Source organism: Dyadobacter diqingensis, assembly GCF_024220585.1.
Classification (GTDB): Bacteria; Bacteroidota; Bacteroidia; order Cytophagales; family Spirosomataceae; genus Dyadobacter; species Dyadobacter diqingensis.
Genome location: NZ_JAMXKF010000006.1, coordinates 295,461 through 310,587 on the forward strand (window position 1 = coordinate 295,461; position 15,127 = coordinate 310,587).

The window sequence follows — 15,127 nt, forward strand, 5'->3', positions numbered from 1 at the left end:
TTTTCTTCCTTCAATCAGGCAAAAAAGCCGTGAATAAACCATTCCGGTTTCTTTTCCCCGTAATGTCCCAGCCTGAAAACCCAGTACCGCGCACCGCTTTCATCTTCCAGACAATAATAATCCCGATGCAAACCACCTTCCAGCCACCACTCACGCTCAATCCTTTCGGGGCCGTCAGATCTGCGGATCTTATGTACTTTTCCTTTGTAGCGAAACAGTATGGGTGGGTAGTCGGGCAGCACCTCACTTGTCTCAATCCGTTCCGGTTGTGGCAACAGATGTACGGGTCGAAGCCGGTCAGTGCGCCAGGTCGTCTGTGGTTTTTCTAAAAGGGATGCCGCAATTTTGACAGACCGTTCGGGCCAATAATGCTCGTCGGGCAAATACCGGCGGATCGCCTGCATTCCGGCCCTTCCCGCCAGCCTGTCTAGCAGTTCCAGTAAGCCCGTATCCTCATTTCCCCTTCCGGTTTTCCAAAGGGTTTCCTGCACAGGATCAATATCTTCCACTACGGGAGCTTCAAGCATGAATAACTCGATTCCCAAAGCTGGTTCTATCGTTGGTATTTTAAGCTCGAAAAGCTTGAACAGATGGCTCACGTGGCACGAAGGGCCATTCGTAACGATATCAATCTGCTCGATTTCACCGTCCATCCGATATCCCCGAAAAATCGCAGTTCTCAGCCCCTTGCCCTCACTTGCCAACCGCTGACAAAGTGTTTCCAGCAGTTTTTGCAGTGCAATTTTTATTCCCGTAGCAGTCACAATTGGCTCCAGACAAGGCAGCCGTTCCTGATAAGGCTCCGCAGGTTGAACCGGGTCGATGATTTCATTCATAGGACCTAGTGCCTGATCAAGCCGATCCAATAAAAGTTGCCCAAAACGTCTGCGAAGAACAGAACGGGGCATGCCGATAAAACTCCGGATCTGGTATAACCCAAGTTTCTGCATACGCTGTATTGTATCCGGCTCCAGACGTAAAGCCGCAGGAGACAAAGATAGCAAAGCATCCGCCTGTCTTCCGGTTTCAACAATTGGCGAACCTTGCCCGTAACGACAAACAGCCCACGCAGCTCCGACCGTGTCGGCCATGGCTATACGCACATCATAACCTGCACTTTGGAGTTTAAGTACAATATCTTTCAGATAATCATGCTCTCCACCCCACAAATGAGCACAACCTGTCACATCCAGTATTAACCCGTTTGGCGGATCCACTGCTGCGATGGGTGTGTAGCGTATACACCACACCGCCAGTGCATGTAAAAGTTTCCCACCCAGCTCCGGCTTATTCTCAATCACCTGCAAAGAAGGAAAAACAGCCCTTGCATCCGCCACTACCATGCCCGTTTCAATGCCATTAGCCTCAGCCAGTGCATTGGCAGCCGTCACCACCATCCTACCGCGCTCGGGAGCCGCCAGCACAAATGGCATGTCTTTTAGCGCAGGCTGGCGTATTACAAACCAGTCTGTTGTTAAATGACGAAACCATATGACTACAATGCGTTTGGGCATGTTTTCAAGTATTTAATCTTTCGTATTGTTATTATTAGCAACAATAATTAGTTTCTAATAATAACAATATTTTAGAGCAGTGCCAAATTTTTAATGGGATTTAGTAACGTTTATTTGATGGCAAACAGTGAAAGCTTATTTCCGGCGGTTATAGGTTACACAGAGTAACACTGAGAATAAAGGAGAAATACGGAGATTGATTATTTTAGATCGTTACTAGCGGTTTACAGATGGCCGTGAGGATAAGGGAATCACGTGCAGATTTGCTATTTATGCCGTTACAAACGGCTATTTATTTTCTATGCGTAGTTAAAAACTACACATAACAGAGTAGTTAAAAACTACAATGTTGTGCGGAGTGTTCAGCCGAACACTTCGTACTCAAAATAATAGTCAGTCTGTGACTGACGAGATTAGATTAATCCTAACCAATAAAAATTTGTGCAGTCGGATAAAAATGTAAACCTGATTAAAATAAGTTTAAAATGAACTTTATCTAAACTAAAAAATGAGTTACATTCAGTAGTTAATATTTAAATATCCTGATTGAGATAACCGATATGAATATCAAAGCTTTTCTTCCTGAAAATGAAAAAATTCAGGAACATGTGGCGTATTATTTTATTTTTAATTTTGAAGAGCAACATATTAGTAAGACATATTTCAATTACCCTGGAACCCACAATCTGGTTACGATTTGCAACAACTTTTCTACCGAGTTGATTGAAGGCAATCTTATGATCAATGAAATCGAAGAGAAAAAGTTCAGGATAGATATTACCGGTCGGTTTACAAAGGCAATTCCCTGCAAGATCAATGGCAAAATAAAAGGTATAACCATCGTCTTTAAACCACTAGGAATAAACCAATTTTGCGAAAAATCTTTTAGTCAGATACTTCCCGAAGCTCACAATGATTTCCCCTATTGGAAGAATGAGGCCACGGCATTGGAAGCCCTTCTGAATAGTAGCGATATTAAAGAAATCGCAAAGAAATTAGACGCCATTTTACTCTCATTTTACAGACCTTTTGAAAACAAGATTGTGTCAGATACGCTCCGTCTTTTACATGAAGATTTTACCAATAACAATGTGACGAAAATAGAACAAACACTTCATGTAAATCGTAAAATGCTGCTCCGACAGTTTAAAAAGCATTTGGGTGTTAGTATTACAGATTATCGTAGAATTTTGAGATTTAGAGAAGCGATCCTGTTACTGCCGGCTAACAACGAAAACCTAACGCAACTGGCCTATGAATCACATTTTAGCGATCAATCGCATTTCATAAAAGACATTCAGAAATTGGCCGGTGAAAGTCCGGGAAACTTATTTAAACAAAGTGAACTGGTAAAAGGAACACCCTTTTTTATCAAAGCGAAATAAAAGAGATTGTCCCGAAAATACAATTTCCGTGATTTTGATTTCCATTTCTTTGTACAAAATTGTAAAAGACAGAACTTATGGAAACAAAAGCAATTGTAATAAAACGAAACGTACAAATTGTTGGAATGCTAATCCTTTTTCGCTTCGCTGTTGGTGTTTCTGGTATATTTTTACAAGAAATATCTGATGACTTGCAAGCCGTATCAAACCATGTATTTAAAAACAACATTGCAATTACATTCGATTTTCTGACGGGTATGGCTTCGGTAGCAATTGCGATTTTGCTATTCCCTATCATGAAAAAATACAGTAATGGACTGGCGATTTGGCTATTAGCATTCAGTGGCATTGGTTTTGCAAATATGATTGGCGAGAACATAAGTGTTTATACACTGGGAAAATTAAGTCAGGAGTTCACAGCAAAAGGTTCTGCCGAAACCGCTCTTTACCAAACGCTGGCCAGGAGTAAAGTAAACGGTTATATGATTTCTCACTTCTTCGGGCTTATCATACATTGTATTGGTTTTGTAGCATTTTATGTCCTGTTGTTTCAAAAACAACTAGTACCCCGGCTCATTTCCATTTTCGCTTTAATAGCGCTCTTACTGGTTGTTACCAATACATTCCTGCAAATATTCGATTTAAAATCAAGTATGCTCATGTACCTGCCTAATAGTATTTTACAAATTCTATTAGGTACCTGGCTGATTGTAAAGGGATTAAATTTCAAGACAGTCCCATCTGTGTAATCTGTTATGTTTGTTGTATCTGTTGTTCGGAGTGTTCAACAGAACACTTTGTACTGAAAAATGATAGTCAGTCTGTGACTGACCAGCGTAGAGATTTACCTATGCAGGCCGTTACAAACGGCCATTTATTTGAAATACGTAGTTTAAAAAACTACGCATAACAGAATCTGTTGTACGGAGTGTTCAACAGAACACTTTGTACTGAAAAATAATTGTCAGTCTGTGACTGACCAGCGCAGAGATTTACCTATGCAGGTCGTTACAAACGGCAATTTATTTGAAATACGTAGTTGAAAAAACTACGCATAACAGAGGAGTTGTTCGAAGTGTTCAACCGAACACTTCGAACTGAAAATAATAGTCAGTCTGTGACTGACCAGCGCAGAGATTTACTTATGCAGGCCGTTACAAACGGCCATTTATTTGAAATGCGCAGTTATAAAAACTACGCATAACAGAGGAGAGCTCAACCGAACACCTCGTACTGAAAATGATAGTCAGTCTGTGACTGACCAGCGCAGAGATTACTTATGCAGGTCGTTACAAACGGCCATTTATTTGAAATACTTAGTTGAAAAAACTACGTATAACTGAGCCGTTATAAACAGCCATTTATTTGAAATATGCAGTTGAAAGAACTACGTATAACTGACAGTTGTAATTACCGAACTCTTTTCCAAATGCGATACCTGCCGCAAAATCTCCTTTTTTTCGTGGTTCATTTTAAATCCAAGCATCACCGCGGCGATTATTGCGATGGTTCCAACAAGTCCCATCATAGTGGCATAAAATGCCTCTTGTTCGCTTGTCTCTTTGCCTGCTTCCTTTATTGCTTTGAGCTCGTCTACAAAATTCATGATGATCAAAACAGGGATCAGACTAAATCCAGGGCTTATCCAGCTCGCTACATTATCCAGCGTTTGGCGTAAATGCACATCCGATATACTTACAAACCAGGTTAACAAAACCGTAAGAAATATGCCAGCAATAAGCGAAACAATACCAGTCGCTTTCAGCCAGAAACGCTTTCCAGCATTCGAAAAAATGAGAGTAAGGGAATTTAAAATAGCAAAACCGAGAAAGACAAAATAAGCAGGAAAGTAATAATCATTGGACTGCTTCTTTGTGACCATGTTGTAAAAGATAAAAATTAGTACTATCGCGGTGGCAGCAGATATAGTTGTCGTCCAAAAAGTATTCTCATATTTTCTGTACCGATAGTATTTCAATAAGACTAGCGTTCCAAGAATGTTGATGCTATTCATCAGGAAAAACATGGGTAAAAATGCTCCGAGAAAAAACGATGTAGGCCCGATCTGTATATAAATCACATTCTGAAACAGTGACATAAGTACATATAGGCCGAAAATGAAGATGCCGAAATAATAATAGCTTTTATTCATAACATGTTTCACGTTTGGTGCAAACTATAATCTTATAATCAGTCATTTATGATTCAATCAACCTAACTCAGGCGACGGTATATCCAAACTTATAGAAAAATAGTTACACTCAACAGAGTAAACGGGATGAACGGTAATTTCCTCATTATGTTTGGTAGTGAACAGGTTACACGGAGAGCCGCAGAGGATAAAAGAGTTGCACGGAGATTTACTATTAAAGCCGTTACAAACGGCTATTTATTTTTAATACTTAGTTAAAAACTACGCATAACGGAGTTGTAAGGGAATGTTGTGCGGAGTGTTCAACCAAGCACTTCGTACTGAAAATAATAGTCAGTCTGTGACTGACTAGCGCAGAGATTTACTTATGCAGGCCGTTACAAACAGCCATCTATTTGAAATACGTAGTTGAAAAAACTACGCATAACGGAGTTGTAAGGAAATGTTGTGCGGAGTGTTCAACCAAGCACTTCGTACTGAAAATAATAGTCAGTCTGTGACTGACCAGCACAGAGATTTACCTATGCAGGCCGTGACAAACGGCTATTTATTTGAAATACGTAGTTGAAAAAACTACGCATAACGGAGTTGTAAGGAAATGTTGTGCGGAGTGTTCAACCGAACACTCCGTACTGAAAATAATAGTCAGTCTGTGACTGACTAGCGCAGAGATTTACTTATGCAGGCCGTTATAAACGGCCATTTATTTGAAATACGTAGTTGAAAAAACTACGCATAACGAGAAATACTCTGTGGCTTTCTATGACATCACCTCTATCCCGTTTGCTGTAAATGCGTTTTAAGCTCTGATAGTTTTTGCACAACAAGGTGCTGAAACCGCCCTGCGGACCATTCGAATTCCCAGGTTCCGGGCTCTCCGTTTCTGACTTTTTGCAAAGTTACCTGCCAACGGGGAAATCCGACACCAGGCATGTCCTCATCCAGCTCACTACCAATTTGTGTTATTTTCCACCGGGAAACACAGGCCAGTGTATTTACTATTCGTAGGTTATTGCGATGCAGAAATCCGGTTACCCGGCTTCTTTCGACAGCCAATTGAAGACGTCTGGATTCCGTGAAACTGATTTCATTTAACTCACCTACAACAGCAGACAATACCTCACATTTCAAAGCCTCCTCAATTGCCCACAAAACTTCATTTTTATTCACAAGATCTATAAAAATAACCCTGTCAGGCTCAATGCCAAAAATTTTCAGGGCGGGTGGAAAGATCGTTCGTTTGCAACTGATCCAGAGGCATGCACCTGCTTGTCCCATTAGTTTCCCCAGCAAACCGGCCATAAAACCGCTGGTTGCCGCAGCGTCCTCCGCTGTATCACTTAAAAATTCATGTACGGCTCCGGTTGGAAAAATATGGTTAGGAAACGCAGACTCCACCGGACCCAGGCCAAAATCGACACGCTGACTGCCTGACGGAGTCCTGAAACCTTGTAAAGAAAGTATATCTCCTTTCAGTTTCTCGAATACGTCAATTTTTCCCGCCGATTGTGTCATAAATGAAAATAAAAAATTATATTTGTTACTTACAGCAACAAATTAATGTTTCCAATAATAACATATTTCCATGACAAGTCCAATACTTTTTTTCCATAGCAACATCCGGTTTTTGCGGGAAAGACGGAGATTCAGCCAGGAAGATATCTCCGAACTGCTTGATCTGTCACGGAATAAACTTCAGGCGCTAGAATCGGGAAAAACCAGAAATCCTTCCGCTCTTGACCTGATAAAATTTTCGGAGTATTTTAAGGTCAGTATGGACAGTCTCTTTAAAGTGGATTTGACGAAGCTATCAGAACTCAAACTCCGGGAATTGGAAGCCGGCAATGATGTGTATATGACCGGAAGTAAGATCCGTGTGCTGGCCATTACGGTCAATCCGGATAATAAAGAAAATGTAGAGTATGTCCCCGTGAAGGCAAAAGCGGGTTATCGCAGCGGATATGCGGATCCTGAATTTCTGGCCGGGTTGCCTAAATTTTCTATGCCCAATCTTCCGTCGGGAACACACCGGATGTTTCCGATCACGGGTGATTCGATGCTGCCCATACCGGACGGAAGCGATGTGATTGCGGGTTATGTAGATGACTGGAAGCTAATCAAACCCGACACGCCCTGCATTGTCATTTTAAAAGGAGAGCAGGATTTTGTGTTCAAACTCGTGCATATGGCTGGCCATGAAATTTTACTAAAATCATTGAATCCTGCTTATGATCCCTACACTGTTCCTGTTTCCGAAGTACTGGAAATCTGGCAGTTTTATTGCTATCAGACCCGGGAATTTCCCGAGCCATTCCCCGATCTGAAAGCACTGGCCAAAGCAGTCCGGGATTTGCAGGAAGATTTTAAGGAGATAAAAAGAAGGTGACTTCGGCTGTCGGCGATCGGCTATCAGACTGTGGAGTCGGAAATTAGTTGATACTGACATTATGGTAACTTCGGCTGTCCGTCGTCGGCCGTCAGATCGTTAAGTCGAAAAATTGATCGATAGTAGCACCTTATGTCATTTACTTCGACAGTCAGTTGTCAGACTGGAAAAACAATCAATGCGACAGCCTGACTTCCCATTCCGAGTCCACTTAATCAGTCCATGGCAAGTCGTCAGGCTTAGGATAAAGAAAACAATCAAGGCTCAACCTGACTTCTAATTGCTAACTACTTCAACGGTCAATGGTCAGCCGTCAAACTGTCGAGCTGAAAACTAATCTACATCCGCAGCCTGAAAGCCGACAGCCGGTCACCGACTGCCGACTGCCGCCCACCCTAGTTATATTCCAGCAGTGTCGTGATCTTACACGGTTTATCTGTTTTAAACCTGATCCAGCGGGAGGAGAATTCCTTAGGGAAATTATAATCCAGCTTTTGCCCCGGCTTGACGGTAAATGTCTTGTATACCAACCACGGTCCGTTTCCAACCGGATCGGCCTCGATGGTCACTGTCACTGGGGAAATTGCCTGATGTGACAGTTGTAAACTGCGTTTATCATAAAAACCAATCAGATAAGGATCTGAAACCTCGCCCGCTTTAACGCTTGCATTTTTCCACGGACCTCCATGCCCGGTCGGTTTACCCAATTTCCAAAGATCATCAATAACCCCAGCCCAGACAGCCGCTTTTTTATCTTCTGAAACGATAATATGATCGTTTTTGCCCAGCTTTTCAGCATCCACCCCTGTCATCACCAGCAATCCGCGGTACGAAGCATAGTCGTTGATACGAAGGTTATGAGAAGATACCGGTCTGATCTTGGCGTAACCGTCGGCATTTTCGGCAGGGAGTTCATAAAAAGTACCGTGGCAATTGAACAGGTCGCGCTCGGTAGCCACTTCCCGGCAAATCCGCAGCACATGCTGATCTGTAAGATTGGTAAAGGCCTCGTTGCCAAGGGGCAGCCTCCAGCGTCGTCCCAGATCATCCACGATCAACACCGACGATTCGTCAACGGTTACTGCCTTTTGGGGAATCGCAAATTTGTTTTTGATAAACGACAATGTTTTAGGATCGTCTTTACGAACAAGCCTCATATCTCCGCCCAGTTCGTAATAACCGGTTTCTTTAGGTATTACACCTGAATAATCCATAGCAGCTATGCCTAAAACGCGGCGGTTTTCTCCTAAACCATATAACAAACCTCCTGATGTTCTGGAAGCAGTCACCCGGCTCAACCCATCAAAAATCGGACTGGCTACCGTTGTTCTGTTATCATTAGCCGAATAGAAAAAATGAGCTGACACGTTGGTTGTTCCCTTTGCTTTCAGTCTTATCCACTCACCTGTATCGCCGACAGCAAACACAATTCTCTCCGCACTTTTCGCACCAACTTTTACTGATTTCAGCGGAGTCCAGATTCCTTTTCCAGCCTTATCCACTTCCAGCGTAAAATCCACTTCCTGATCCCCATTGTTTTGAATCCAGGCTGCACGGTTAGGCCAGCCGGCAAACAGGAAGGGTTCCGAAGCCTGATCCGGTTTTACCGTTTCATTCAGCCAGACGGCACCTTCGGCGGTGTTGGGGCCGAGCTCATCCGGTTTTTTCAGCGACGTAAACCAAAGGTTTGAATTCGATTGCCCCGGCCCTTCGATATTACCTTTTGCTTTTCGTTTGTTCAGAAATTCCTTTTGCGCCGAATCGTCACACCCAAAAACCAGCTGATCATTCCATCGCGTGTAATCGCCGATCACTTTCAGATAAGAAGTTTTCGGACGGATGCCCGCTGCATTTTTTGAAGAAAACTGGCCAGGAAATTGCCAGAACATTCCGTGCATGGTCATCAGATAATCCGGTTTTCCGGTTGTACCGACATCGCGTATCCTTGGCCATTCTGTATTCCAGCCATGGGCTCCGTCATAACTGTGGCTCGCTTTGGGCAACCGGTAAAAAGTCCACTTACCGCTGTCACGCACACCCAACAAAACTGATTTGTGGTCCCAGCCCGTAGCCCATATCGGATCGGTTCCAGGATTTTTATTACCATAAATACCACCCGGCCCGGTTACTTCCACAAACTGGTTTCTGCGGATAACCTTCCAATTTTTCCCGTCCCATTCCGACAAAGAACCCGACTCGATATCAAACTGCTTTTCAGCCTTTGCGCCCGGTTCGCCATTATTGGAGTAAACCATGACGCCCTGCCCCGAATAAAAACCTTTGCCGTGTGTTCCCGGAAGCAGCCCCTTTGACTGATAGGTCGATTTTTCCGTTTTCTTCCCCGCGCTGATATTTCCGTCTTCAAATAACATTACAGGTTTTAAAGTCTTCACATCCACCTCGTAAAAACCCTCCTCCATAGTTCCATAATATATTTTATGGGCAGGATCGGTAAGGTGGCGGGCATTACCGGTGTGCCGGCCAGGCATTGTTTTATAAGGGATCGTCCTGACACTGCCTTTTGCATCAATTGCATAAGGACCGATAAAAAGTTGCTTGCTTTCCTGATGAACCATCCGGTTCGCGGGCGTGCCACCGATACTTTCCGGGCGTACAATCTGCGAGAGATCCGCCGTGACTTCGTACAATTTATCCGATGAACCAAACGGCAAATGAGGACCATAGGTGATCACCCAGAGTTTTCCCGCCCAGGGAACCACGGCACCGGTGCCACATTCACCTTCATTGTTATACATGGCCAGATGCGGGTAAACTCCACTGTACGAAGGTTTCTTTTTGGATTGCGCCATGATCGTGTGACCAAGCGTCAAAAACGACAACACCAGGCAGGCTGACAAACTATTTTTTTTCATTAAAATAATTATTAATCTGTAATATAAACTGTTGCAAAATCTGATCAAACCCGGCAGGACAGAATATCGCTGCCGGGGCATTAAAAATTAGTAACCTGCGTTTTGGGTAATGTTTGTATTCACCCTTCTTTCCACGGCGGGTATCGGCCATAGATATTGTCGGGTTTTATCAAATGATCTTTGCGACAATATCTTTACATCCGTACCAAATCCCGAATAATCTGCAATGCCGTCTTCGCCCATTGGTGTGATCCCCGGAAAAGGCCATTTTGCCCGATTTTGTGCAGCCGGATCCGGCAATCCGATTACTGGTCTGGAAAGGGCTTTTTCTGCCAGCTTCCAGCGAATCAGATCCATGTACCGCAAGCCTTCCCGTGGAAATTCAACCCTGCGCTCACGTCGCAATATCTTTTTAAGTGAAGCGGCATCCATCGTGCCAACCGCAGGATACGAGGTTGTCTGCTCTACGGAGACGCCATAAGCACGTGCACGAATCTGATTGATCGCATTCAAAACACTTTCGTCTATTTGCCCCAATTCTATTTTTGCCTCCGCATAGGTCAGCAGAATTTCTGCATACCGGATAATGATTGCGTCGTTATCCTCCACGAGGCGGTCCGGCCAGGTTTGGTCAATTCCTTTTTTCCATAAAAACCCGGTAAAACTTGCAAAAGCGGCCACGGCACGACTATCCTTATTAGGTACCTTCTTATTTTCCTTGGCACTGAATATGGTGAGTGAGTCGGGGTGCGGCGAATAATTGTAACCAAGCCAGTGCGTGTTAAATTCGACAATGCTGGCGGTCAGCCGTGGGTCGCGGTTTTTGAACGGTGTTTTAGGATCATACAAAGGCGACTCGTTAATCGGTTTTCCATCCGTACATTCGTAAGCATCCAGGATATCCCGGGTCGGGAGCTGCGCGCCAAAACCACCCGCATTTCTGGAAATATTGTCCTGCACATAACCTGCTCCGTTAAAAACCTGCTGTTTTTCATCCCGCGGAACGCTGATAATCAGTTCGCGGCTCGTTTCACCGGCTTTGGTAAATAACTGTTGATAACTGCTGTGAAGCGCATATCCTGCCCCCAGTTTCATAACATTCTCGGCAGCCTGCCTGGCAATTTCCCATTTACCCAAATACAAAGCCGTCCTCGCTTTGACAGCCAGCGCCGCACCGCGGGTAAACCTTTTCGTCTCGGCGGCACCATACGTTACAGGGAGATTGGCAGCAGCGAAATCCAGCTCTGTGAAAATGAAGGTAAGAATTTCGTCTTTCCCTGCTCGCTGCACATCATAGGATTCTTCAAGCGCGACTGGCGAAGTCAGAAAAGGTACGTCGCCAAAATGGGTGATCAACCTGGAATACTGGTAAGCGCGGATCAACCGCATTTCCGCTTCCAGACGCAGCATAACTGACTGCGGCGTATTGGCGACAGCACGATCCTTATTGGCCAGAAAGGAGTTAGCCCGTGCAATGGCTTTGTAACAATTCAGCCAGTAGGTCTGCACGGTGGCATCATCAGCGTTCATCGTGCCACCGATCACAGCATTGGTCAGCTGGCCGCGGTGCCATTCATTGTCGCTGAAAAGTTCGTTATCATTATTCCAGAATGCAATCCGGTACAAATCGTTCACCGCCAGTTCCAGTTCGGTCTGGTTGGAATAAAACGTTCCGGTAGAGGCCTCCGAAAGCGGGTTTAAATCGAGGGTGTGGCAGCCTGTAAATCCGATACTTGCCAGCCATATCCATGCTATTTTTTTCATAATCAGGAATGTAAAATTTCGTCGACGTTTCTTTTAAAAACGGATGGTTGCTCCCGCCATAAAGGTTGATACGATCGGGTATGCATAACTTCCCGACTCAGGATCGAGGTATTTAGGAAACTTGCTGAGTGAAAACACATCGTTGGCTGATGCATAAAAACGTAGTGTCTGCACGCCGATCCGTTTCATCAGATCCTGTTTGAGGGTATAACCCAGCGTGATATTTTTCAGACGGAAATACCCTCCGTGAATCAGCCAGTAATCCGACAGCGTATAATTAGCACTGTTCGAGTTGCGGGAAAGTCGTGGATAAGTGGCTGCAATATTTTGCTGCGCGGTATTATTCACACTCCAGAACTTGCCTTTCATATCCGCCGGCATATTGCCAAAAGCCTCGGCAAAGGGCTGGATCACCTCACTGCTCAGGCGGGAACGTTTTTTACCGACTCCCTGAAAAGTGATCCCAAAATCAAAACCGGCATAATCTGCACGCAGGTTTCCTCCGTACAAATAACGTGGCAATGCACCACCCAGTAGCACTTTATCGTCGGTTGTGATCTTTCCGTCCTTATTCACATCCACATAACGCACGTCTCCCGGTTTTGTCGTGACGTTTAAAACGGGAGCGCCCGTGATCTCGTCCTGCGTCTGAAAAAGACCGTTGGACAAATAACCAAACCACTCATTGTACTCGCTGCCATTCCGGATGATCTGGTCGCCGCGGAATTCGGTTCCTTTTAAATCGCCCACCGTCGATTTTGCATCCGATAAATTGGCTGCCAGCGAGTATCCGAACTTATTGATCCGGTCTTTCCAGGCCAGTTCAAGCTCCCAGCCCTTGACGTTCAGCGTACCCGCATTCTGATTGGGTTTGTCATAACCCATGTACAGCGGAATATCAAGCGGCAAAAGAATATCGGTCGTAGTCTTTTTGTAGTAATCCGCACCCAGGATAAGCCGGTCGTTCAGGAAAGCGGCATCCAGACCAAAATCCGTGGTCCGACTCGTTTCCCAGGTAATGTTTTTCACGGCATAAACCTGCTGGCCGCCACCGGTCAACGGAACTACACTGCCATTCTGGTAAAACAGCGCCGTTGAAAAATCGATGGTCGCCATGTATGGATAGTAAGCCGGGTTGCCATCCTTGTCCAGCAAACGTTCATTACCCGCTTCACCCCACGACCCTCTTACTTTCAGGAAAGAAAGCCAGGAAACATTTTTCATGAAATTTTCTTCCGAAACTGTCCAGCCAGCCGAAACAGAAGGATAAACCGCTTTCCGGTAAGCGGACGCAAAACGGGACGATAGATCGGAGCGAAGATTTCCCTGAACAAAATATTTACTCTTGTAATTATATTGTAGTCGTCCGAAAAACGAATGCAAACCCGATTCATTGGCCCCGCCAGAGTTATCCCTGAGCTCGGTAGAACCGGAATTAAGATAAGGAAAATCAGTCAGCGCAAACCCGCTTCTGGATGCACCCAGCGTTTCCAGCGAGCGGTAATTTTCTTCATACCCTGCCAGGATATCAAAGGAATGCACACCGTTGATTTCTTTTACATAATTCACCAGCGCCTGTCCGTTCATGCTCAGCGACTCGGATCTTCCTTCTATCAAAATCGTTCTGGCCTGGTTCACAACCGGACTTGGTTTTCCGTCAGCTGCTGTAAACCGGATCTGTCTGGAAAAATATTTACTCTTGTCGAGATCAAATACCGGTGCTATAAGTGCCGTAAAAGTAAGTCCTTTAACGGGTTTGTAATTGAGCGATATACGTCCGCCGATCTGATTGGACAGGCTTTTGGTAAACCCACCCTGCCGCAGCTGAGCCAACGGATTCCGCCCGTCCTTACCAAGCGCTAGCCTGCCATCGGTATAAACATCGTCGTAAATCGGCGGCATAATCCGGGATTCGTAAATGGGATTAAAGCTGTTATCGGGCAGCTCGTTTGCATTTCCCTTATTGGTTGTTCTTTTGTAAAAAACATCCAGGTTAATCCCGATTTTATTGCTCACCTGCAAATCGTTATTAATCCGGAACAGATAACGATTGTATGAACGGTTGTCATAAAACGCACCGGAATTGGTGTAGCCCAGCGAAGCTTTGGTTTTGATCTTATCCGTTCCCATGGTAAAAACCAGGTCGTGGCGCTGACGGGGCGCATTGCTTCGGGTGATCATCGATTTTTGCCAGTTGGTATTCGGAAAATTATCCGGATTGACGCGGTTGCTGTCCAGATAATTATCGATCAGTGCTTTGGCGAAAGGCCCGGTGCTGGCACCGTCATTGGTAGCCTGCTCATTGAAATAACGCATATAATCCTGCACACCCACATAATCAGGCGTAGCAGTTGCCCGCTGCACACCATATTCATAAGTATATTCAAGACTGCCCTGTCCGGCTTTGGCGCGTTTGGTCGTTACCAGGATAACCCCGGCAGCACCTCTGGAACCATAAATAGCGGCAGAAGCAGCATCTTTCAAAACAGTAATACTCTCCACATCACCGGCATTCACGTTATCAATACTGCTGACGGGCACGCCATCGACGATCACAAGGGGACTGTTGGTCCCGATCGTCGTAATACCACGAATGAGAATACTGGATCCGGCTCCGGGCGCACCACCGTTCCGGGTCACCGAAACCCCGGCAATACTTCCCTGCAAAGCCTCCGAAATCTGAACGGTTTGACGGCCGGCAACATCCTTCGAACCGATCGTAGAAATCGCACCGGTGAGATCTTTCTTTTTCTGCGTTCCATAACCAACCACCACAACTTCCGATAAAGCGTTATCTTCGGGAGTCATTACCACATCCAGCCTGGATTGCGCTGCCAGTGTGATTTCCTGACTACGGTAACCTACAAACGAAAAGGTAAGGATAACCGGGTTCTGGTCAGAAACAGGCAGGTGATATTGTCCGTTCACATCAGTAACCGTGCCTCGCTGAGTACCTTTGATGACGATACTGACACCGGGCAGGTCTTTCAGTTTTTCGTCAGTAATCTTGCCACTGATCTCCCTGGTTTGTGCCATAAGTGGACAGAGCCAGC

General features: G+C 44.9%; 9 protein-coding genes. 3 read left to right on the forward strand and 6 right to left on the reverse strand.

Annotated elements, in window-relative coordinates; genetic code table 11:
* Nucleotides 1-14 precede the first annotated feature (14 nt).
* On the reverse strand, nucleotides 15-1,514 hold the full coding sequence (locus M1L62_RS18330) for a Y-family DNA polymerase (RefSeq protein ID WP_254561070.1): 1,500 nt from the start codon (nucleotides 1,512-1,514) through the stop codon (nucleotides 15-17).
* Between the two features lie 560 nt (nucleotides 1,515-2,074).
* Here M1L62_RS18330 and M1L62_RS18335 point away from each other — a divergent pair.
* Together M1L62_RS18335 and M1L62_RS18340 are read left to right on the forward strand one after the other, a co-directional pair.
* A complete protein-coding gene (locus M1L62_RS18335; protein WP_254561071.1) occupies nucleotides 2,075-2,899 on the forward strand; it encodes a helix-turn-helix domain-containing protein in 825 nt (274 codons plus the stop codon).
* 77 nt (nucleotides 2,900-2,976) lie between these two features.
* Nucleotides 2,977-3,648 carry a DUF4386 domain-containing protein gene (locus tag M1L62_RS18340; protein WP_254561072.1) on the forward strand — a complete coding sequence of 224 codons (672 nt, stop codon included), beginning with the start codon at nucleotides 2,977-2,979 and terminating at the stop codon, nucleotides 3,646-3,648.
* A 638-nt stretch (nucleotides 3,649-4,286) separates the two neighbouring features.
* On the opposite strand, the gene M1L62_RS18345 is transcribed toward M1L62_RS18340, so the two are convergent.
* On the reverse strand, nucleotides 4,287-5,051 hold the full coding sequence (locus tag M1L62_RS18345) for a hypothetical protein (RefSeq protein WP_254561073.1): 765 nt from the start codon (nucleotides 5,049-5,051) through the stop codon (nucleotides 4,287-4,289).
* Nucleotides 5,052-5,825: 774 nt separating this feature from the next.
* Nucleotides 5,826-6,566 carry an ImuA family protein gene (locus tag M1L62_RS18350; RefSeq protein WP_254561074.1) on the reverse strand — a complete coding sequence of 247 codons (741 nt, stop codon included), beginning with the start codon at nucleotides 6,564-6,566 and terminating at the stop codon, nucleotides 5,826-5,828.
* Nucleotides 6,567-6,636: 70 nt separating this feature from the next.
* Here M1L62_RS18350 and M1L62_RS18355 point away from each other — a divergent pair, with 70 nt between their 5' ends.
* The gene (locus M1L62_RS18355; RefSeq protein WP_254561075.1) at nucleotides 6,637-7,437 is read left to right on the forward strand and encodes an XRE family transcriptional regulator; all 801 of its coding nucleotides are present in this window, start codon (nucleotides 6,637-6,639) and stop codon (nucleotides 7,435-7,437) included.
* A gap of 395 nt (nucleotides 7,438-7,832) precedes the next feature.
* Here M1L62_RS18355 and M1L62_RS18360 read toward each other — a convergent pair whose 3' ends face one another.
* The 3 genes from M1L62_RS18360 to M1L62_RS18370 all read right to left on the reverse strand — a co-directional run bounded on the left by M1L62_RS18360 (nucleotide 7,833) and on the right by M1L62_RS18370 (nucleotide 15,110).
* On the reverse strand, nucleotides 7,833-10,310 hold the full coding sequence (locus tag M1L62_RS18360; protein WP_254561076.1) for a hypothetical protein: 2,478 nt from the start codon (nucleotides 10,308-10,310) through the stop codon (nucleotides 7,833-7,835).
* 87 nt (nucleotides 10,311-10,397) lie between these two features.
* On the reverse strand, nucleotides 10,398-12,074 hold the full coding sequence (locus M1L62_RS18365) for a RagB/SusD family nutrient uptake outer membrane protein (protein ID WP_254561077.1): 1,677 nt from the start codon (nucleotides 12,072-12,074) through the stop codon (nucleotides 10,398-10,400).
* Between the two features lie 33 nt (nucleotides 12,075-12,107).
* Entirely contained in the window at nucleotides 12,108-15,110 is a 3,003-nt protein-coding gene (locus M1L62_RS18370) for a SusC/RagA family TonB-linked outer membrane protein (protein ID WP_254561078.1), read from the reverse strand.
* Between the last annotated feature and the right edge of the window lie 17 nt (nucleotides 15,111-15,127).